General features: G+C 43.0%; 18 protein-coding genes. 9 read left to right on the top strand and 9 right to left on the bottom strand.

The annotated features are described in order from the left end of the window. The first annotated feature begins 35 nt into the window (after positions 1–35). The 3 genes from FTV34_RS12405 to FTV34_RS12395 all read left to right on the top strand — a co-directional run bounded on the left by FTV34_RS12405 (position 36) and on the right by FTV34_RS12395 (position 1,994). Positions 36–479, top strand: coding sequence for a hypothetical protein (locus FTV34_RS12405; RefSeq protein WP_180004176.1), 444 nt, complete (start codon positions 36–38; stop codon positions 477–479). Positions 480–599: 120 nt separating this feature from the next. Beyond that, positions 600–1,505: a matrixin family metalloprotease gene (locus FTV34_RS12400; protein ID WP_180070375.1), complete on the top strand. Its 906-nt coding sequence runs from the start codon at positions 600–602 to the stop codon at positions 1,503–1,505. A 111-nt stretch (positions 1,506–1,616) separates the two neighbouring features. Continuing rightward, positions 1,617–1,994, top strand: a complete 378-nt coding sequence (locus FTV34_RS12395; protein ID WP_162835342.1) for a hypothetical protein — start codon at positions 1,617–1,619, stop codon at positions 1,992–1,994. A 60-nt stretch (positions 1,995–2,054) separates the two neighbouring features. Here the strand turns inward: FTV34_RS12395 and erpA are convergent, their stop codons facing one another. From erpA to FTV34_RS12375, 4 genes are all read right to left on the bottom strand, one after another. Continuing rightward, complete coding sequence (gene erpA / locus FTV34_RS12390; protein WP_004780362.1) at positions 2,055–2,390, bottom strand: iron-sulfur cluster insertion protein ErpA; 336 nt, start codon at positions 2,388–2,390, stop codon at positions 2,055–2,057. 116 nt (positions 2,391–2,506) lie between these two features. Next, on the bottom strand, positions 2,507–3,520 hold the full coding sequence (locus FTV34_RS12385) for a putative solute-binding protein (RefSeq protein WP_180070387.1): 1,014 nt from the start codon (positions 3,518–3,520) through the stop codon (positions 2,507–2,509). Between the two features lie 194 nt (positions 3,521–3,714). After that, a complete protein-coding gene (locus FTV34_RS12380; RefSeq protein ID WP_004780360.1) occupies positions 3,715–4,725 on the bottom strand; it encodes a putative solute-binding protein in 1,011 nt (336 codons plus the stop codon). Between the two features lie 254 nt (positions 4,726–4,979). Then, positions 4,980–5,984, bottom strand: coding sequence for a putative solute-binding protein (locus tag FTV34_RS12375; protein WP_180070373.1), 1,005 nt, complete (start codon positions 5,982–5,984; stop codon positions 4,980–4,982). A 211-nt stretch (positions 5,985–6,195) separates the two neighbouring features. Between FTV34_RS12375 and FTV34_RS12370 the strand changes: the two genes are divergently transcribed. Together FTV34_RS12370 and FTV34_RS12365 are read left to right on the top strand one after the other, a co-directional pair. Next, positions 6,196–8,139, top strand: coding sequence for an ATP-binding cassette domain-containing protein (locus tag FTV34_RS12370; protein ID WP_180070371.1), 1,944 nt, complete (start codon positions 6,196–6,198; stop codon positions 8,137–8,139). A 304-nt stretch (positions 8,140–8,443) separates the two neighbouring features. Further along, complete coding sequence (locus tag FTV34_RS12365; RefSeq protein ID WP_159124281.1) at positions 8,444–9,607, top strand: zinc-dependent alcohol dehydrogenase; 1,164 nt, start codon at positions 8,444–8,446, stop codon at positions 9,605–9,607. Positions 9,608–10,299: 692 nt separating this feature from the next. On the opposite strand, the gene FTV34_RS12360 is transcribed toward FTV34_RS12365, so the two are convergent. From FTV34_RS12360 to dnaA, 5 genes are all read right to left on the bottom strand, one after another. Further along, entirely contained in the window at positions 10,300–10,647 is a 348-nt protein-coding gene (locus FTV34_RS12360) for a hypothetical protein (RefSeq protein ID WP_180070369.1), read from the bottom strand. Positions 10,648–10,840: 193 nt separating this feature from the next. Beyond that, complete coding sequence (gyrB, locus tag FTV34_RS12355; RefSeq protein WP_166139278.1) at positions 10,841–13,306, bottom strand: DNA topoisomerase (ATP-hydrolyzing) subunit B; 2,466 nt, start codon at positions 13,304–13,306, stop codon at positions 10,841–10,843. 54 nt (positions 13,307–13,360) lie between these two features. Next, complete coding sequence (recF, locus tag FTV34_RS12350) at positions 13,361–14,443, bottom strand: DNA replication/repair protein RecF (protein WP_179993059.1); 1,083 nt, start codon at positions 14,441–14,443, stop codon at positions 13,361–13,363. A 25-nt stretch (positions 14,444–14,468) separates the two neighbouring features. Further along, positions 14,469–15,617 (bottom strand): DNA polymerase III subunit beta, encoded by a 1,149-nt coding sequence (gene dnaN / locus FTV34_RS12345; protein WP_159124285.1) that lies wholly within the window; start codon positions 15,615–15,617, stop codon positions 14,469–14,471. A gap of 109 nt (positions 15,618–15,726) precedes the next feature. Next, on the bottom strand, positions 15,727–17,109 hold the full coding sequence (gene dnaA / locus FTV34_RS12340) for a chromosomal replication initiator protein DnaA (protein WP_004780349.1): 1,383 nt from the start codon (positions 17,107–17,109) through the stop codon (positions 15,727–15,729). A gap of 658 nt (positions 17,110–17,767) precedes the next feature. Here dnaA and rpmH point away from each other — a divergent pair. Genes rpmH through yidC form a run of 4 tightly spaced genes read left to right on the top strand, consistent with a single transcriptional unit; the run spans position 17,768 to position 20,426 of the window. Next, on the top strand, positions 17,768–17,902 hold the full coding sequence (rpmH, locus tag FTV34_RS12335; RefSeq protein ID WP_000831329.1) for a 50S ribosomal protein L34: 135 nt from the start codon (positions 17,768–17,770) through the stop codon (positions 17,900–17,902). A gap of 29 nt (positions 17,903–17,931) precedes the next feature. Next, positions 17,932–18,327 (top strand): ribonuclease P protein component, encoded by a 396-nt coding sequence (gene rnpA / locus FTV34_RS12330; RefSeq protein WP_034706193.1) that lies wholly within the window; start codon positions 17,932–17,934, stop codon positions 18,325–18,327. A gap of 9 nt (positions 18,328–18,336) precedes the next feature. After that, positions 18,337–18,657: a membrane protein insertion efficiency factor YidD gene (gene yidD, locus FTV34_RS12325; RefSeq protein ID WP_005233127.1), complete on the top strand. Its 321-nt coding sequence runs from the start codon at positions 18,337–18,339 to the stop codon at positions 18,655–18,657. Positions 18,658–18,662: 5 nt separating this feature from the next. Beyond that, positions 18,663–20,426, top strand: a complete 1,764-nt coding sequence (gene yidC / locus FTV34_RS12320; protein ID WP_179993056.1) for a membrane protein insertase YidC — start codon at positions 18,663–18,665, stop codon at positions 20,424–20,426. Positions 20,427–20,489 lie beyond the last annotated feature (63 nt).

Here is a 20,489-nt window from a genome sequence, read left to right as displayed (position 1 = left end):
CTATAATGAAATAAATAACTTAAAAATAAAAACGTATGCAGAATTTTGTTAAGCTTTTTCTTCTGGCTTCCGGGCTTGCGATCATGCTGCTCTACCCGATGGGCAATCTGCTTCTGATCTTACCGCCGAATGTGGTACTCGCGCCTTTTAATTACCTGCAAACCTTCGGAATTGAAGCTTCTTTTTCCTTGGGTTTCCTGATTGCTATCATTGTATTACTGATCCTGGCTGTACCTCAGCGTTACCCTTCCGGAAAAGGTTTTATCATTCTAGCTATTGGATTGCTGAGCTATATTATTTTCCAGATCTTTAAATCTGAAATCACGCTGTATGCCTTTAATCACCAAACCAGACATTCCTATAACCTGAAATATTTAATTGAATTTATGATCTTCTTATTGAATGGTATAGGTCTTGGTTTTATCTATCATTCCAATATGCCAAGACAGGTTGAACAGTGGAAAGGTAAAAAATCATAATCTGACCTGAACAGAACCGTGCATAAGCACGGTTTTTTATTGCCACTTTTTATCGCTCTGACGCTAGGATTTTGCTGGTTTTTTAGCTACATTGAGCCAAACAATATTTAAAAAAACACTATGCGTCTTTTAAGCTTTCTGGGGATTGTCGTTTTCATTGTGTCACTGTTTTTGTATCTACAAACCAAGACCCATCCACAATTAAAATTTAATTCCCTGGCTGACCGTTTGACCCATCCTTTTGATACGCGCCTACGTTTCCGGATTGACCAAGTCGATCCCGGTTTTGGCTTGACCCGTGATGAGGTCATTCAATTAAGTCAGGAAGCTATTCAGATCTGGCATGAAGGAACCAATCGCGATGATCTGATGGTCTATGATGAGAATGCTCAGCTGGCCATTCAACTGATTTATGATCAACGCCAACAGGACTATGAAGCCTTTAAAAAGGTTGAAAAAAAGTTACTTGCCGATGAAGCCAGATATCAGCGTGAAGTCAGCAATCTGCAAGTTTCACAGAAAAATCTGGAAGATCAGCAGCAACGACTGATCCAGCAAAAAAGTCAGCTTGAGTTTGAATTTCAAACCTTATTGCAACGCCGTCAACAAGCCAGCTCATCTGCCGAGCGTGAACAGCTTCAGTATGAGATGGAAATGCTCAAGCCTAAACTGGAAAGTTTTAAGCGCGAATATGCCTATCTTCAGGAACAGCTATCTTCATTTAATCAGCAAATTTCTGTTCATCAAAACAGTGTGCAAAGCCATCAGCGAAATATCCAGCAGGCCCAGCAGCGTTTTCCCCCACGCCAGTTTCATAAGGGTATTTTTATGGGAGATAAGATCCAGATTTACCAGTTTGATGCCAAAGATGATTTACGTTTAACTTTGGCACATGAGCTGGGCCATGCCTTGGGTCTCTATCATCATAATGATCCGGAAGCCTTAATGTATCCTGTATTGGGTGAACAGAATCTGCAAGATTTCAAACTACGCCCGGCAGACAAGACCCTATTGTATACCCGATAACATTCAGGTTTTAATTCCCTATATTATTTATGTGTTTAGGCTAGTAAAAATACAACTTGGTTTCATTTCATGTTATTGTGAAGAACAGTAGGACGTCTTAGGCCAACTTTCTTGGAGATTCATGTGAGTTACTACCATATTTTAATTGAAGTAAATGACCACATTAGTACGATTGATGAAACCCGTGATATCGAGATCTTTGATATCGAGGATATTCAACCTTATCTTCATTCAATTTTGCTGCCTTATTTCAATGAACAGCTGATCGAGCTGGATGATGAAAATCTTGAATTTAAAGATATTTTGCATCTGCAAGTGAAACAGACTTTGTTACCGATCAATGACTTGATTGAGGAAGAACAGCGTCTGTTGCCGAGTGATACGGACATTACCATTACAGCCTACGAGATATTTAATAACCGCGAACTGAGTCAGGATGTCACTACAGTGATTTTTGACCTGCTTGAAGCGGTCAAACTGGAAAGCTAAGCTTTCTTCAGATATAAAAAAGTCCTCATATGAGGACTTTTTTATTCAACTTGATAGGTATTAGATCGAGAATGAAGATCCACAACCACAGGTCGTGGTCGCATTCGGGTTTTGTACCACAAAACGTGAACCTTCCAGACCTTCAACATAGTCAACCACTGAACCGACCAGATATTGATAGCTCAGAGAATCGACCAGCATTTTGACATCGCCATTGACGAATTCTGCATCATCTTCATTTTGGCTTTCCGCAAAGTTAAAGCCATAAGAGAAACCTGAACAACCGCCACCGGTGACATACACACGGAGCATTAAGTCTTGGTTACCTTCACTGTCACGCAACTGGCGTACTTTATTTGCGGCATTGTCGGTGAGCACAAGCGCTTGAGCATTCATGGCGGATTCCTCTGTTGAATGGAATGTCTTTAAAAAGAAAAGACCATATTTCAAGTATAACACACTCAATATATGGTCAGTCTGTACAGATTAAAAGTCAAATCAGAGTAATTTTATCAGGATTGTTTATAGTTCTCATCCTGTAATGCACATTCGAAGTTTTTCGGATTTTGCTTGCAGCGGAATTGCCAGAGTAACTTCATCATGCGTTTATCATAAATACCCCGTTTGGTCAGATCAATCCGCGAATCACGCATCAGCTTTTGGTAACCTGGCTTATCTGCTTCAGGAATATCCATCCAGTATTTAGAGGGAATATCTGCCTTCATTTTACCCAAAATTCCAAAAGCACGTGGTAACTGGCTTTTCACCCATTCACGTGATTTTTGTCCATATCCTGCCGGGAATTTATCTGGACGAATAATAATATTACCGGTGACCTGCAATACCGGATAATTCACAATAACACCCTTGCTACCCAAACCTTTATGCAGTTCTAGCGGTTTAAATACAGCAGCCGGCGCGCCAATAATATCGACCTGACCATTGTTAAATTTAGAGCCAAAGTTGGTCACATCGGCGCTGACTGCCTGTGCACCCACCTGTTGAACCATGATTTTTTGTGCTTCGTCATAGTCAAGTACAGCAATTTTTTTACCTGCTGCTTTTGCAACAGTATTAATACTCCGGTCATTGACCATCAGGAAGGCATCGCCTACCGGAATTACCCCTGCGACTTCATACTTGCCTTGAACCATCAGCTTGGCAAAGGTCGGACTCGCCAGGCCTTGTATAACTTTTACCGCCAGGTTCAGATCAGGAATTGCACCAATCGCATCGAGTGAACCAGTAAAACGGTTGAACTGACGGCCACGCATACCGGTAACACTGATCCCGTCACATTTACCAGCTTTAAAATCTTCTGCGACGACGGCTTCATTGGTATTTACCCTGAGCTCGATATCAGCACCCCAGTTTTTTGCAGCCAGCTGATAGTCTTTCATTACAGCATAAACGTCACCATTTTTGCCGACCAGATCGAATACACATACCACCTGTTTAGCCTGAGCCAGACCTGAAACTGCCGCGAGTGCTGCACCTACAGCCAGAGCTTTCCATCCTCTCTGCATCATTTTGCTTTCCTTGATTGCCTTGTTTTTGTTATCTGCTTTAAGTGCTACATGTTATTGTTTTTTATACTAAACATGAAAACATTATTTTTAATCAGCTTAACTGCTTTGCTGTGATCTGCAATGGCAGATCTGACTTTGTTTAATATAAAAAAAGCTTAGATAAATCTAAGCTTTTTTCCTTAAAAATCAAATTATTCGCCAGAAAGTGAACATTCAAAGTTGGCTTTATCGACAGAGCAACGCGCACGTTTCAGTACCGACATCATGCTGGCATCATAGATTCCACGCTTGGTCATATCCATACGCCCTTCACGTAATAACTTCTGGTACTTGGTTTTATCTTCTGCACTCAGATTCAGCTTATATTTCGCTGGAATACCAGCTTCCAGACGATTAATCATCGCCATGCTCTTAGGCAGGTTTTTAATGAACCAGTCACGAGACTTCTGGCCAAAACCGGCTGGGAATTTCTCCGGACGGATCACAAAGTCAGAGGTGACATGCAGTACCGGGAAGTTAAACATCGCACCGCTATTGCCCAGACCTTTATAGATTTCGAGTGGCTTGTACGCATACGCCGGTGCGCCCACCATATCGACTTGGCCATTATTAAACTTGGCCACGAAGTTGGATACATCAGACACTACGGCCTGAGCACCTACACGTTGAACCATGATTTTTTGCGCATCATCATAGCCAAGAACAGCGAACTTCTTGCCTGCCGCTTTTTCAATGGAGTTGATGTTTTTGTCACGCACAAAGATAAAAGCTGAACCTAATGGCGCAATCCCAGCCACCTCATATTTTTTACCGCCCATGGTGGTAACCATTTTAGCCGCATTACGCTTATCTAAAGCGAAGCTAATCGCACGCTGCGCAATGGCATTACTTGGAGCACCACCTAAGGCATCGATTGAACCGGCAAACTTGTTGTATTGACGGGCACGCATGGCAGTCATGAATACACCATCACATTTGCCAGCCTTGAAGTCATTGTCAGCGACGGCTTCATCCTGACGGGCGATCAGATTAATATCTGCGCCCCAGCCTTTTGCTGCCAGCGCCCATTCCTGAGCCATCTGGAAAGACTCGCCAGATTTACCAAGTAGGTCAAACACACAGATATCGACCTTTTCTGCATGTGCCACACCTGCAAAACCAAATGCAGAAAATGCAGCCAATGATAAGAGTGTTTTTTTCATTTTAGTTATCCTTTGAAATCTTGTTGTTAGCTGAGTGTCCGTACACGCGTCAAATATTAAGCAAATTTATTTCAAAAAAATAGAGCATTTACTCCAGATAAAAGCGGCTTTTTGGCCTATAAAGATAAATCAGTTTTTCTTGATTTCTTTTATCTTATTTTTTTATAAATATATCAGTATCTTAATGTTTTAACTTGGCTACTTTGAATTACATTTCATTCGCTGTAGTTACAAAGATATACATGATTTTAAAACTATTCACCACTAATTGAGCATTCGAAATTGGTTCTTTCCACAGTACAGCGTGCCCGTTTTAATACCGTCATCATGCCAGCATCATAGATGCCCTGTTTGGTTAAATCCATACGCCCTTCACGCAGAATTTTCTGATAACTGACCTGTTCCTCACGACTCAGGTTCAGAACATATTTACGCGGGATTTCTGCTTCCATACGTTTCACCATCGCGAAGCTACGGGGTAACTGCTTAACAAACCATTGTCGGGAATTGGCTGCAAACTGTTCTGGAAATTTATCCGGTCGAATAATCAGATCTGCTGTGACATTGACCACCGGAAAGTTAATCATGGCTCCTTTCTGACCCAGTCCTTTGGTCACTTCAAGAGGTTTAAAGGCATAAGCGGGTGCTGCCACAATATCCACTTCACCCTGATTAAATTTACGGATGAAATTGGAAATTTCCGAATTTACCGGTACAGCTTCTACCCGGTTCACCATAATGGTTTGGGCATAGTCATAATGCAGCACAGCAAACTTCTTGCCTTTAATATGTTCCAGCTTGTTCATATTACGATCACGGACAAAGATATAAGCAGGACCAATCTGGCCAATACCGGCTACTTCAAATTTTTCCTTGCCAATCTGAGTGGTCATGCGCTTGGTATTACGCTTATCCAGCACATAACTCACCGCTTTCATGGCAATGTCATTATTAGGAACGCCGCCAATGGCATCAATGGAGCCTGCAAATTTGTTATAAGCTCGCGCGCGCATGGAGGTCATATAGAAGCCATCGCATTTTCCGGCTTTGGCATCCTGATCGACTTTGGCTTCATCCTGATAAGCAATCAATTGAACCGTAGCCCCCCACTGCTTGCTGGCTAATGCCCATTCTTCCAGCAGTTTGAAGGATTCACCCGATTTTCCCAGTAAATCAAATACACAGACATTGGCTGGGGCAGCATGTGCACTCGAAGCCCATAGGCCCAGTGCAGATAAAATTAAAAATCCTTTTTTCATTTTTATTCTACTCAATATTATTATGAGCCTTGATGGCTCTATCTTTCGGTTTTTAAACAAAATAGAGTATTTAATCAAAACATAGTTCATCATATATGAATCTATAAATTTTTAAAGCCTGAACAGGATAAACTGCAACGAAGATTTTTTGTTTTCTCCCGGCTTTCCATTAGAATAGCGGCATTCTCTTTTGCCCTTGTTAGTAAGTTCAATGATTCAGTTAGACCAAGTTTCGTTACGCCGTGGTGGGCGAGTGTTATTTCAAAAAGCCTCCATGCAGCTTCATCCCGGCTGGAAAATTGGTTTAACCGGCGTGAATGGCGCAGGAAAATCTACCCTGTTTGCGGCTCTTTTAGGTGAGCTCAGTGCAGATGAGGGTTCGCTAACCCGTCCATCCGTTTGGACCGTAGCGCATATGGCTCAGGAAATTAAAGCCCTAGATATGCCAGCCATTGATTTTGTTCTGTCAGGCGATGAAGAGTATTGGGATATACAGGCCAAACTGGCACATCCGGAACAGCTTTCTGATGCAGAACTGGCACAGCTACATGGCCGTTTTGACGAGATTCATGGCTATTCCGCTCCCTCTAAAGCAGCACAGTTAATGGCTGGTTTAGGCTTTATGGATCATCAGATTCGCCTGGATGTTTCCAGCTTTTCAGGCGGTTGGCGGATGCGTCTGAATCTGGCCCGTACCCTGATGAGCCGTTCAGACCTGCTATTACTCGATGAACCGACCAACCACTTGGATCTGGATGCGATTTTGTGGCTCGAAGACTGGTTAAAGGCGTATGAAGGCACTTTAGTGCTAATTTCGCATGACCGTGATTTTCTGGATGCCGTGACGGATCATATTCTGCATATCGAAAATCAGGAACTCACCCTCTATACCGGTAATTATTCAACTTTTGAAGTGACCCGTAGCGAGCGTCTGGCGCAACAGCAACAGGCCTTTGAGAAACAGCAGGAAGCCCGAGCACATTTACAAAAATTTATTGACCGTTTCAAAGCCAAAGCAACTAAAGCACGTCAGGCCCAAAGCCGGATCAAAATGCTGGAGCGTATGCAGGATCTCGCCCCTGCTCATGTAGATACACCTTTTACCTTCAGTTTCCGTGAACCGACCAAAATGAGTTCACCACTTCTGGCCTTGGAACAGGCGGAAATTGGTTATGGCGATAAATCGATTGCCAGCAAAATTAACCTGCAAATCACCCCAAATTCTCGCATTGGTTTACTGGGAATGAATGGTGCGGGTAAATCAACCCTAATCAAAACCTTAGTCGGAGATTTGCCTTTATTAAATGGTCAACGTAAAGCCTCAGAATTACTCAATATCGGTTATTTTGCTCAGCATCAGATGGATGCTTTGGATGCTAATGCCAGCCCAATGCTACAACTGGCACGTATCGCCGATCCAAAAATCAGTGAAGCTTCTTTACGCTCTTTCCTCGGCAGTTTCGGTTTTAGCGGTGAGCGCATGGATACCCCATGTGAGAGTTTCTCTGGGGGTGAACGTGCACGTTTGGCTTTGGCTTTAATTGTTTGGCAGCGTCCAAATGTACTGATTCTGGATGAACCGACAAACCATCTGGATCTGGATATGCGCCATGCCCTGACTATGGCTTTGCAGGATTTTGAAGGTGCGGTGGTACTCGTTTCGCATGAACGTCAATTGATTGCGACAGTATGTGATGAATTGCTGTTAGTACATGCCGGACGTTGTACCGAATTTGAGGGTGATTTGCAGGACTATGCCAAATGGTTACGTGAAGCGCGTCAACAGCAGATCAATGCACAGAATGCCTTAGCCAAAGCACAGGTAGTAGAAACAGAAGCTAAACCTGTGGTGGTAGCCAAAGTAGATAAGGAAGCACAGCGCAAACTGGCCGCTCAGCGTCGTGAGCAGACTCGTCCGATTCGCAAGAATATCGAAAAATGCGAAGCGCAAATTGACAAGTTACAACCGCGTCTGGCAGAAATTGAAGAATTGCTGGCAGATAGCGCTTTATATGAAGCTGCACGTAAAGATGACTTGCTGAAACTTATGAACGAGCAAACTGAACTGAAACAGAAACTGGAAACTGCCGAAGAGCAAATGCTAGAACTGATGATGGAGCTAGAAAGTTTGGAGCAATCTTTTCAGGAAGGTTAAGTTTTAAACCTTGATTCAAATCTTAGAGATTAGCTGCAACTGGAGCTAATCTCTTTTTTATACTTTTTATATATTGCTCTCTCCATCTTTTCCCTGATTTTTTTATCGAAACCGTTTTTTGACATATTTTGTAGTGAATTACGCAAATCCTATATAAGTTTATTTTTTAAACACTCGGATGTCTTATTTCATACATTAATTTACAGCGATTTCTTGGCGCATAAGGCTCTAATAAAAGTGTTTTTTATTTTTGGTAGCCTTGATACGAGTCTGTTTAATGTTGAACTAGAGAGAGGAAATCCGCATGCGTGCTCTTACCTATCATGGTGCTCGGGATGTACGAGTTGAATCCGTTCCAGATCCAGTGATTCAGGAACCAGATGACGTCATTTTAAGGGTGACAGCGACTGCCATCTGTGGCTCAGATCTGCATCTATACCGGGGTAAAATCCCGGCCACTGAAGATGGCGATATTTTCGGCCATGAATTTATGGGAATTGTAGAAGAAGTCGGCCCTGAAGTCACAGAAGTCAAAAAAGGCGACCGGGTCATTATTCCTTTCGTGATTGCATGTGGTCACTGTTTTTTCTGTGAACATGAACTGATGGCTGCCTGTGAAAATACCAATACTGGCCGTGGTGCAATTATCAATAAAAAACAGATTCCACCAGGTGCCGCTCTATTTGGTTATAGTCATTTGTATGGCGGTGTACCAGGCGGACAGGCTGAATATGTTCGTGTGCCTAAAGGTAATGTGGGCCCATTTAAAGTGCCAGGATCATTACCGGATGAAAAAGTCCTGTTTCTGACTGATATCTTGCCTACTGCATGGCAGGCTGTAACCAATGCCCAGGTCACTCGCGGCTCCAGTGTTGCGATTTATGGTGCTGGTCCAGTTGGTTTACTGTCGGCTGCCTGCGCACGTATGCTGGGTGCCGAACAGATCTTTATGGTCGATCACCACCCTTACCGTCTGCGTTTCGCCCATCAAACTTATGGTGCAATTCCAGTGAATTTTGATGAAGTCGATGCAGCTGAATATATTATTCAAAATACTGCCGGTCATCGTGGTGTTGATGCCGTCATTGATGCGATTGGTTTCGAGGCCAAAGGCAGTTTGCTTGAAACTGTGATGACGAATCTAAAAATTGAAGGTTCGAGCGGCTTTGCCCTACGTCAATGTATCGCCGCAGTACGCCGTGGTGGTGTGGTGAGTGTGCCAGGCGTATATGCTGGTCCAATTCATGGCTTCCTGTTTGGTGATGCCTTCGATAAAGGACTGACCTTTAAAATGGGTCAAACACATGTACATAAATTCTTGCCACAATTACTTGAATATGTAGAAAATGGCCAGCTGTCTCCAGAAGTGATTATTACCCATCGCATGAAACTGGAAGAAGCTGCTGAAGGCTATCGTATTTTCGATAAACGTGAAGAAGACTGCCGCAAGATTATTCTGACCCCATAAATACAATCATTAAAAAATAGAAAGCGCCGTTAGGCGCTTTTTTTATTTTTGATCACCATTTTATAAACCATACTTTTTCTATTTTCAGTTTTAAAAGCTCAGATCTATTGTCTGTTTATCAGATGAACTGGCACTAGGTCACGTGATGACCCAGCTTAAAAAAACTAAGCTATAGAAGTAAAAGTTGGAAAAATCTATAACCCTATGATTCATTGAGAAAAAATGAAAGTTCACTTGATTATTAAATTAATTGTGTAGTTTAGCTACAGTGAAGATCTTTAGAATTAAAATATGTTCCACGCTGATTATTAATTAAATCTACAATATTAATATAAGCTATTAATTTTTAGCTGGTTTATATAATTTTTCCATTAAAAACAGATAAAAATTCACCTGAACTGGTTGCTTTTAAGAGCAGAGAAGTTATGGCTCCAACTAGTCTTTTAAATTCAAAAACCTATTTTAAATTTAAAAACACTTATCCACAAGATATAGAAATTAAATTTGAATTTAAAAAAATGAGAGATAAGAAAGGCAATATAACTTGTGGATAAATACTATCTTATTCACATAAAAAATATGGATAACTTTGCAGTTATCCACACGATTGATCAAGGTTTAAGCAAGATTTAAACAACACTATTCAAATATTTTTAGAAAATTTCGAATTAACTTGATAAATCATTGAAAGTTTAGGATTTCAAAAATCTAAGTTCTAGAATTTTCCATTCATCCTCTAGCTTCCAGACCTCCTGAAGACGCTGTTTATTATTTTCCAGTCCAATCAAGATCCGGCATTCGGTCTGATCTTCATTATACTCGTATTCTTCATATTCTATATCTGGCTTCAGCGGTTTCCATACGCCGTTTTGTACCGCATGCGCAATCCGGTCATAACGCAGATAACTTCCTTCTACACGACCTTCCTGTTCAAAAACTACCTGAAAGTCCTGATGTTCATAGTGGCGCAGCACATCATAGTCGCCACTGTAGAATGCATTTGCCCAGATCTCACGTATTTCTTCAAGCTGGCTATCCATGGATAAACCTCTTTATAAATAAGACTTGATTCTCCTGAACCAGGCTTTTTTGAAACCTAATATCAGCGGATCATTGGTCTAAAAACTGTTTAGATTAAAATTATTCTAAACAGTTCATCTGGCATTAATAGAAAATTTACGTAAAAAAAAGCGCCTTAAAAGGCGCTTTTTCGTTTCGATTTATTCCGATGGATCAGGTATCAATATCGGCATTCAAGGCATTTTCTTCAATAAAGGCACGACGTGGTTCCACATCATCTCCCATCAGACAAGAGAACATGCGGTCTGCTTCAATCGCATCCTGTACCGTCACTTGTAGCATGTTACGGTTTTCCGGATCCATCGTAGTTTCCCACAGCTGGTCCGCGTTCATCTCACCCAGACCTTTATAACGCTGGATCATCATGCCACGGCGAGAGTCTTGCAGAATGTGCTGCCAAACCTGATGGAAACTGCTGACCTGAATCTTGCGCTCACCTTTCTGTAAATAAGCACCCTCTTCGAGCAGCGTGAACCAGCTTTTCGAATTTTTCAGTAAACGCGCATATTCACTTGAGCTGAGCAGGCTAGCATCTAGTAGATAGTGATGCGGCAGGTTATGCACATAAATCGTAATCCGTGGCAACCAGCTTTCTACGATCTGGCCATCAACATCTTTTTCAAAACGCTCCAGACTCAGTTCAGGACGTAAACTTGGCTGGATTTTTTCAATCGCAGCACGCAGGTCTTCACCCCAAGTTTCCACATAAGCCTTATCTTCCAGCTGATCCAGCTTGAAGGCTTCCAGTGAAATCAACGCATCCAGCAAGCTTGCAGGATAACGTACAGTTAAACGTGCCAGACTCTTTTGTGAAGTTTGATAATCGGTAATCACATTAGCCAGAGCTTCACCACGAATCGCAGGGGCATCAGCACTGATATGCAGTTCCAGCTCATCAATCGCATTAGAAATCAGGTAAGTTTCCAGTGCATCATTGTCCTTGATGTACTGTTCCTGTTTGCCTTTTTTCAGCTTGTACAGCGGCGGCTGTGCAATATAGATATGACCGCGTTCCACCAGTTCCGGCATTTGACGGAAGAAGAAAGTCAGCAGCAATGTACGAATGTGTGAACCATCCACGTCAGCATCGGTCATGATGATGATTTTGTGATAACGCAGCTTGTCCGGGTTATATTCTTCACGACCAATACCACAGCCGAGTGCCGTAATCAGCGTACCCACTTCTGCAGAAGAAATCATACGGTCAAAACGGGCACGTTCCACGTTCAGGATCTTACCTTTTAGCGGCAGAATTGCCTGCATCTTACGGTTACGGCCCTGTTTTGCAGAACCGCCCGCAGAGTCACCTTCGACCAGGTACAGTTCAGATAAAGCTGGATCTTTCTCTTGACAATCCGCCAGTTTACCTGGAAGACCGGCGATATCGAGCGCACTCTTACGACGGGTCATTTCACGTGCTTTACGCGCCGCATCACGGGCACGCGCTGCATCAATGATCTTGCCAGCGATTGATTTAGCCGCCTGTGGATTCTCTAACAGATATTCAGAGAAGGCCTTGTTCATGGCCTGCTCGACGGCAGATTTCACTTCACTCGACACCAGTTTTTCTTTGGTTTGTGAAGAGAATTTCGGATCAGGCACTTTTACTGACACAATGGCAGTCAGACCTTCACGCGCATCATCACCTGAAACCACAACTTTTTCTTTTTTCAGGATATTTTCACTGTCCATGTAGTTATTTAAACCACGGGTCAGTGCTGCACGGAAACCGGCTAAGTGAGTACCACCATCCTTTTGCGGGATGTTGTTGGTAAAGCAGCGTACATTTTCCTGATAAGAATCATTCCATTGCAGTGCAACTTCTACACCAATGCCATTTTCCGCCTGAGTGGTGAAATGGAAAATGTCATTCAGGTGGGTTTTACCTTGGTTAATGTACTTAACAAACTCAGCCAAACCGCCTTCATAGTCAAAAATGTATTCGGCATTGATACGTTCGTCACGTAATACGATTCGTACACCTGCATTCAGGAAGGACAGTTCACGTAAACGACGTGCCAGAATATCGACATTAAAAATGGTCTGGCTAAAGGTTTCAGCACTTGGCCAGAAACGCACGCGAGTACCGGTCTTATCGGTCTCACCTACTACTTTTAACGGGAATTGTGGGTCACCATGACGGTATTCCTGTTCATGGATTTTACCGGCACGATGAATAGTTAATTCCAGTTTTTCTGACAACGCATTTACTACGGATACACCTACACCGTGCAGACCGCCAGAAACTTTATAGCTGTTATCATCAAACTTACCGCCAGCATGCAGAATGGTTAGAATCACTTCTGCAGCAGACACGCCTTCTTCAGGGTGAATGTCGGTCGGAATACCACGGCCATTGTCTGATACTGAAACTGATTCATCTTCATGAATAGTCACTAAAATTTCATCACAGTGACCTGCCAGCGCCTCATCAATCGAGTTATCTACGACCTCGAAGACCATGTGGTGTAAGCCGGTACCATCGTCTGTATCACCAATGTACATGCCTGGACGCTTACGTACTGCGTCTAAACCACGTAATACCTTGATGCTAGAGGAATCATAAGCTTTTTCAGTGGTTTGTTCTGTTTGAGAAGCAGCTTGATCTTCTGAACTCATGGTTTCTCCCTAGTGAAATATAGGTTTATCCAAAGATAGGTAAAAATTTAAAAACTATTGCACAACAACTTGAACTGTACCGTTTTCAACATTGAATAACTGATATGAGATAGACAGATCATGTAGGTGCTTTTGTACTGATTCATGGTCTAAAGTGGTAATAAAAACTTGACTACCAAGCTGGCTCAATCGCTCAATTAAACGTTGTTGTGCGGTTAAATCTAATTCTGCTGTCACATCATCTAATAATACCACAGTTTCCTTATTACAAGAATGCAGCATTGCGATTTGCGACAGTTTAAGTGCCATCATTAAAAGCTTTTTTTGTCCACGGGACAGGATCACATCAGCATCCCCCAAAGGGGTCTTGATACGCAAATCTGCGCGATGTGGACCATATTCGGTATAGCGTCGTTCCACATCTTTATCATGATGATTAGTCAGGTCATTCAGCAGGCCGTTTTCGCTGTGAAAGCCAGGGCTGTATTCCAGAGAAATCTCCAGATCAGGCAGTAGATGCTTGAGATCATCCTCAAAAAATGGCTTCCACTGTTCCACGATGCCGACACGCTGGGAGTGCAAAATCTCGCCATACTCACTCAGCATCTGGTTCCACGGTTCCAGATCAGACAAACTTAGAAAACGTTTGGATTTAAGCAGGCTGTTCCGCTGTTTTAAGGCTCGTGAATAATATTGCCAGGCATGATAAAACTCTGGTTCCACGTGGAACATTAACCAGTCCAATAACTGACGACGTGGTTTGGCGCCATGATCGATAATATCGGTACTTTGTGGATCAAGCAGTTGTAAGGGCAACATTTTAGCAAGCTGGCCTTGAGTCGCAATCGCATCGCCATTGACCTTAATCAGCTGTTCCCCGCTGGCCATTTTTTGCATGCCGACTTTTTCAGTTTCCGATTGGGCGAACACAATCGCATCCGAGGCGCCATGCTGAATGTAATTTTTCGGGATATGGGTACGAAAGGAACGTCCTGTGGCCAGTAAATGAATAGCTTCCAGTACTGAAGTCTTGCCTGAACCATTCTGGCCATAAAAAACATTAAACGGTTGCAATCCCTGGAGTGCAACCGTTTTTAAATTTCGTACACGTTCAATATGAAGACGCGTAATATGCATAGCGTTGGCTTAGCTCAGCTGTCGCTTAGACACGCATTGGCATCACGACATAAGTCTGATCGGTATGAGATGGATCCTGAACCAGCACAGACTGATTCGCTTCAGTCATGGTCATCGATACATCTTCACCGTCCAGTACCCCTAGCACTTCAATCAGGTATTGCGCATTGAATGACATTTCCAGTGGTGCATCTGCATACTGGATGGCCAGATCTTCAATCGCCTCATCCTGTTCCGGGTTATTGGCACGAAGTTGTAATGAACCGGCATTAAAGTTCAGGAATACGCCACGCAGTTTTTCATTACTTAGAATAGCCACACGTTGTAAGGATTGCTTGAACACGTCATGCGCAATAATTACATTCTTGTCGCCACCACGTGGAATCACACGGCGGTAGTCTGGGAATTTGCCGTCAATCAGTTTCGTAGTGAAACGAACTGTGATATCGGTCTGTTCTTTATCACGGCTGGCCATGCGAATGGTCACATTCAATAATTCACGACCAATCAGCAGAGAAAGCTGCTCATCTTCAACGCTTAATAAACGTTGCAATTCAGCGACTGCCTTACGTGGAACAATGGCTTGAATCGGTTGAGTTGCAGTCGATTGTGCTGCTGTTTCACACAGTGCCAGACGGTGACCATCTGTCGTTACCGCACGAAGCTGATTGGCATCAATTTCAAGTAAAGTACCGGTCAGATAGAAACGTACGTCCTGCACAGCCATTGCGAAAGCCGTTTTTTCAAACAGACGCTTTAATTCGCGCTGAGTCACAGTCACTTGCGTGCCTTGAGTATTTTCAGTATTCAGTAATGGATAGTCATCCGCAGGCAAAGTACCGAGCACAAAACGACTATTTCCAGATTTCAGGATACAACGCTGGTCATCGGTAATTTGCAGGTCGATCAGGGCTGCTGATGGCAAAGATTTACAGATATCAATCAGCTTACGTGCTGGAACAGTGGTTTCACCGGCTTGCAGGCATGCACCTTCAGCCAACTGTGTGCTGGCAACCAGTTCCACTTCCAGATCCGAACCGGTGACGGTCAAAGCTTCAGCAGTCACCTGGATTTTCAGGTTTGAAAGAATATTTAAGGTATGGCGACGTTCAACCGCTCCTACGACATGTGAGAGAACATTCAGTAAGCTTTCTTTCGCGATTTTTAAACGCACGGTACATTCCTCTAAAGCTGAAGATTAATAAGATAAAAGTTGAATTTTTAGCAGTTAACTATGCGGCAAAACAGGCCGCATAGCAAGAACAGAATTTGAGCGTTTTAGGTCAACTCTGCAACAGGCGTTGCAGGTTTTTATAGTCCTCATTGAAGATCGGATCTTCTTCACGCAAGCTTTGCACTTTTTCGCAGGCATGCATGACTGTACTGTGATCTCGACCACCAAAAGCCATACCAATTTCCGGGAAACTGTCTCCAGTCAGTTCACGTGCCAGACCCATTGCAAGCTGACGTGGACGGGCATAAATACGGGTACGTTTTGGACCTACCAGCTCTTTAAGCGGAATGCGAAAATACTCACTCACGACACGCTGGATATTTTCAGTACTGATGGTACGGGCACGAATTGCGAGGACATCTTTCAAAGACTCACGTACCACATCCAGATCAATCGGCGTTCCTTTAAAACGCGAGATCGCTACCACTTTATTTAGCGCACCTTCAAGTTCACGTACGTTCGCCACTACTTGTTGGGCGATAAATAGCGCACAGTTACGTGGTAAATCTACACCGGTGTTCTCGGCTTTTTTTAGCAAGATTTCAATTCGAGTTTCAATATCGGGTGGTTCCACACCCACAGAAAGTCCCCAGGAAAAACGTGAAACCAGACGTGGATCCAGTTCTGTCAATTCTTTAGGGTAACGATCCGAGGTTAGGATAATTTGCTTCGATTCATCCAGCAACGCGTTAAAGGTATAGAAAAACTCCACCAGACTGGCTTCTTTACCTGCGAGCAAATGAATATCATCGACTAGCAAAAGATCCAGTGAACGGCAGTTTTTCTTAAACTCTTCAACCTTGCCCTGTTGTAGGGAACTGACAAAATCCTGCACAAAGCTTTCTGCAGTCATATACATCACGCGGGCATTGGGTTTTGCCTGTAATAATGCATTTCCGACGGCCTGCATCAAGTGGGTTTTACCCAGACCAGTCGGACCATATAAAAATAGCGGGTTATGTTGTGAAGCCCCGAGTTGGGTTAACACCTTACGACAGGTTTCAGCCGCCATCTGGTTAGAACGGCCTTCAACAAATAACGAGAAGGTAAATAAAGGGTTCAGCTGACGTTTACGGCTATTTTTGCCTGAATCTTCTTTTTCTTTCTTAGGACGCGGCGCTGGCGCAACCACAGGTGCAGATTCCAAAGCCGCTGTTGTCGTCGCTGGCTGTTCACTGGCAGATAAAATTGCACCTGGACGTGAATCCACCAGAATTTCAACTTTACGTACGCGACCTTCAGACAGCTGTTCGGCCAAAATCGAAATCAGTTCCAGATGATGCTCTTGAATGTAGCGCGTCCAATACGGATTAGGTGCATAAAGACGCAGGGTATCGTCCAGCTCTTCTGCAACCAACGGGCGAATCCACATTGTAAAGACATTTCCAGAGAGCTCTTGTCGCAAGCGATTTAAGCAGTCTGTCCAAAGCATGTGAATCCCCTATTCATTCCATTGTTAATCAAAAAGGCTGACCGCGACCAAAGCGGGTCGCCATTCTAACCAAGTTATCCACATCTGTCATGGCAATTTCCACAGATTTTGCGCAAAAAGCAGTCATGGTGGATAAATTTAAATTTAAAAAGCTGGTGTGGATAAGTTTATCCGCAAGCTGTGGATAAAATATAGCACAAAGTTATCCACAAAGTATAAAATTAATAAAAACAGTTTTATCCACAAACTAAGTTTTTGTTTATTTAATATAAAATTAGCTTTTCCACAGAAAAAGTCCATCCTAATAGTAATAAATTTAAATTTATAAATTTGAATTTATTTATAAGATTCGGTTCTTTTGTGGATAACTAAGAAAAGTTTAAATTTAAATTCAAAACTCATGAGTTAAATTTAGATTTCACATAAGTTGTGGATAACTATGTTGATATAAGTGTTAATAACTTATATTTAATTTTAAAACAAATAGTTATATTGTGGTTAACTTATATATAGGTATTTGAATACAATTTTTTTAATCCCTATTTACAATTTTGATTTCAGTCTTATTTGAAAAGAAAGTGGCTTTTGCATTGACAGCTCAAGCAATGAGCACTAAAATCGCGGACCTTTATAGAAAGATCATTTTTGGAGTTTCAATATGAAACGTACATTCCAACCATCTGAATTAAAGCGTAAACGCGTTCATGGTTTCCGTGCTCGTATGGCTACTAAAGCTGGTCGTCAAGTTCTAGCTCGCCGTCGTGCAAAAGGTCGTCACAGCTTAACTGTTTAATCAGTTAGGCTTTGCCGATTTTGGGTGTTATGACTACACTTTATAGTTTTGGTACAGAGCTTCGTTTACGCTGTGCTGCAGATTATAAAGGAGTCTTTGATGGTGCGCTTTTTAAAGTGCATCAACCCCATTTCCTTTTTCTTGCAAAACATTCCGAACTGCCAAACAGCCGTTTGGGTTTAGTTGTTGCCAAGAAAAAAGTGCGCCGTGCGCACGAACGAAATCGAGTAAAACGACTTGCTCGCGAAAGTTTTCGCCTGCATCAACAGCAACTAGATGATTTGGATATTGTGGTTATGCCTAAAGTAGGTATAGAAGCAGTGCCGAACGCAGAGTTGCATCAGCAATTACAATTTGCCTGGCAGAAACTCAACCGTCTTGCCAAAAAGCATTCCAAAATAGCATCATCCTCCCCACAAAAGTAGAGATGGCCAATGGTACGTTTACTGCATTGGTTAATACGTTTCTATCAGATTGCGATTAGTCCTTTATTGGGACCACGCTGTCGTTATATTCCAACATGTTCTCAATATTCCTTGGAAGCAGTCCATACACATGGAGCTGTACGTGGTGTGTGGCTGGCTACTAAGCGTATTTGCCGTTGTCATCCGTGGGGTGGCTCTGGATATGATCCGGTTCCCCCGAAAGCGATTCGTTTTATTTCATTTCAGCAAATAGATTCTCAAACGCTTCACGTTGCTGTACCCTTTCGTGATCGTTTATTGAACCAAAATCACTCTAACCACTTGGGGTAATACATATGCAACAATGGGCCAGGATTGCAATTCTCGGAGCCATGTTTGTTGTCGCATATTTGCTCATTTTGGCGTGGCAAAAAGATTATGGCAATGCTGAAACCAAACCACAGCAAGAAGCTGCGGTTGTTTCACATGAAGTATCTGCAGATTTGCCAAATGCTCAGACGGCGACGACCGCCTCTGATCTGCCACAAGCAAATATGCCAGCGCAGCAAGCAACGGATGCCACCGCACCTGTAAGTCAGCAGCTTATTTCAGTACAAACTGACCTTTATCATCTTTGGATCAATCCTAAAGGTGGTGATATTGTTCGTGTTGAATTACTCAATCATGACAAGAATAAAGACAGCGATGAACCGTTCGTCATGCTGGAAAGCGATGCGAAACGGACTTATGTCGCCCAGTCGGGCCTGATCGGTCTGAATGGACCGGACAGCAGCCGTAGTGGCCGTCCAACCTATGAGCTGGAAAAAACGGCTTATACACTGGCAGATGCCAAAGCCGCTAAAAATAAAGATGGCGAAACTGTCAAAGTACTTTCTGTACCTATGGTCTTTAAAACGGCTGATGGTGTAGAAGTCATTAAAACCTTCAACTTTACTGAAGGTGAATATCCGGTAGTTGTGAATCACAAAGTGGTCAACCGCAGCGGCCAGACCTGGCAAGGTCAGATGTTCGGTCAGATCAAACGTGACAATTCCGAAGATCCAGGTAAATCTGATCAGGGTATCTTCACACTGGGAACGTTCCTGGGCGGCGCTTGGGGTACACCGGATGAAAACTACAACAAGTTAAAATTTGACAACTTTGTTGAAGAAAAACTGAATACCGAAGCCAAAGGTGGCTGGGTTGCAATGGTTCAGCACTACTTCGTGAGTGCCTGGGTGCCAGGTAACCTGAAATTGACTCAAGCCAATGGTGAAGCCTACAGTGCGAAGCTGGAATCACGTAAATCAACTGATAACATGAATATCATTGGTTTTACTTCTCCAACTTTCAATGTGCCTGCAGGCACCGTAGCTGAAATCGATGCGACCTTCTACTCTGGTCCAAAAGTTCAATCGGAGCTGAAAGACCTAGCGACTGGTCTGAACCAGACTGTAGATTATGGCTGGTTATGGCCAATTGCCAAACTGCTGTTTGTTGGTCTTGAGTTCTTCCATGGTCTAGTGGGTAACTGGGGTTGGGCAATCATCCTGTTAACCGTACTGGTTAAACTGATCCTGTGGCCATTGTCGTCGAAGAGCTACCGCTCTATGGCGAAAATGCGTGTGATTGCACCTGAAATGCAACGCATGAAAGAAGAGTTTGGTGAAGACCGTATGCGCTTCTCTCAGGAAATGATGGCACTGTACAAACGTGAGCAGGTGAATCCACTTGCTGGCTGTTTACCATTGTTACTGCAAATGCCAATTTTCCTGGCATTGTACTGGGTACTGATGGAATCTGTAGAACTGCGCCATGCACCATGGATGTTCTGGATCCAAGATTTATCTTCAATGGATCCTTGGTTCATCCTGCCATTGATCATGGGGGCGACCATGTATATTCAGCAGATGCTGAATCCGCAGCCAACTGATCCAATGCAGGCGAAAGTGTTCAAGATTATGCCAGTGATCTTTACAGTATTCTTGCTGTTCTTCCCGGCAGGTCTGGTGTTGTACTGGATTGTGAACAACTTGATCACGATCTTGCAGCAAACACTGATCAACAAGTCTGTTGCCAAAGACCGTGCTAAACGCGATGAGGCAACACCAGTCAACTAAGTTGTACTGATGGGCTGAATAAATCCGCTTAAGATGGTAATCTTGAGCGGATTTTTTTTGCTG

The sequence above is a fragment of the Acinetobacter sp. YH16038 genome, assembly GCF_013417275.1.
GTDB lineage: Bacteria > Pseudomonadota > Gammaproteobacteria > Pseudomonadales > Moraxellaceae > Acinetobacter.
The sequence above is the reverse complement of the archived record's forward strand: the minus strand, read 5'-3'. Positions and strand labels throughout refer to the sequence as shown.

What these genes read in the sequence shown, in the direction of transcription:
- FTV34_RS12405 (WP_180004176.1), top strand. Translation starts at nt 36, where the DNA reads ATGCAGAATTTTGTTAAGCTTTTTCTTCTGGCTTCCGGGCTTGCGATC.
- FTV34_RS12400 (WP_180070375.1), top strand. Translation starts at nt 600, where the DNA reads ATGCGTCTTTTAAGCTTTCTGGGGATTGTCGTTTTCATTGTGTCACTG.
- erpA (WP_004780362.1), bottom strand. Translation starts at nt 2,390, where the DNA reads ATGAATGCTCAAGCGCTTGTGCTCACCGACAATGCCGCAAATAAAGTA.
- FTV34_RS12385 (WP_180070387.1), bottom strand. Translation starts at nt 3,520, where the DNA reads ATGCAGAGAGGATGGAAAGCTCTGGCTGTAGGTGCAGCACTCGCGGCA.
- FTV34_RS12380 (WP_004780360.1), bottom strand. Translation starts at nt 4,725, where the DNA reads ATGAAAAAAACACTCTTATCATTGGCTGCATTTTCTGCATTTGGTTTT.
- FTV34_RS12375 (WP_180070373.1), bottom strand. Translation starts at nt 5,984, where the DNA reads ATGAAAAAAGGATTTTTAATTTTATCTGCACTGGGCCTATGGGCTTCG.
- FTV34_RS12370 (WP_180070371.1), top strand. Translation starts at nt 6,196, where the DNA reads ATGATTCAGTTAGACCAAGTTTCGTTACGCCGTGGTGGGCGAGTGTTA.
- FTV34_RS12365 (WP_159124281.1), top strand. Translation starts at nt 8,444, where the DNA reads ATGCGTGCTCTTACCTATCATGGTGCTCGGGATGTACGAGTTGAATCC.
- FTV34_RS12360 (WP_180070369.1), bottom strand. Translation starts at nt 10,647, where the DNA reads ATGGATAGCCAGCTTGAAGAAATACGTGAGATCTGGGCAAATGCATTC.
- gyrB (WP_166139278.1), bottom strand. Translation starts at nt 13,306, where the DNA reads ATGAGTTCAGAAGATCAAGCTGCTTCTCAAACAGAACAAACCACTGAA.
- recF (WP_179993059.1), bottom strand. Translation starts at nt 14,443, where the DNA reads ATGCATATTACGCGTCTTCATATTGAACGTGTACGAAATTTAAAAACG.
- dnaA (WP_004780349.1), bottom strand. Translation starts at nt 17,109, where the DNA reads ATGCTTTGGACAGACTGCTTAAATCGCTTGCGACAAGAGCTCTCTGGA.
- rpmH (WP_000831329.1), top strand. Translation starts at nt 17,768, where the DNA reads ATGAAACGTACATTCCAACCATCTGAATTAAAGCGTAAACGCGTTCAT.
- rnpA (WP_034706193.1), top strand. Translation starts at nt 17,932, where the DNA reads ATGACTACACTTTATAGTTTTGGTACAGAGCTTCGTTTACGCTGTGCT.
- yidD (WP_005233127.1), top strand. Translation starts at nt 18,337, where the DNA reads ATGGTACGTTTACTGCATTGGTTAATACGTTTCTATCAGATTGCGATT.
- yidC (WP_179993056.1), top strand. Translation starts at nt 18,663, where the DNA reads ATGCAACAATGGGCCAGGATTGCAATTCTCGGAGCCATGTTTGTTGTC.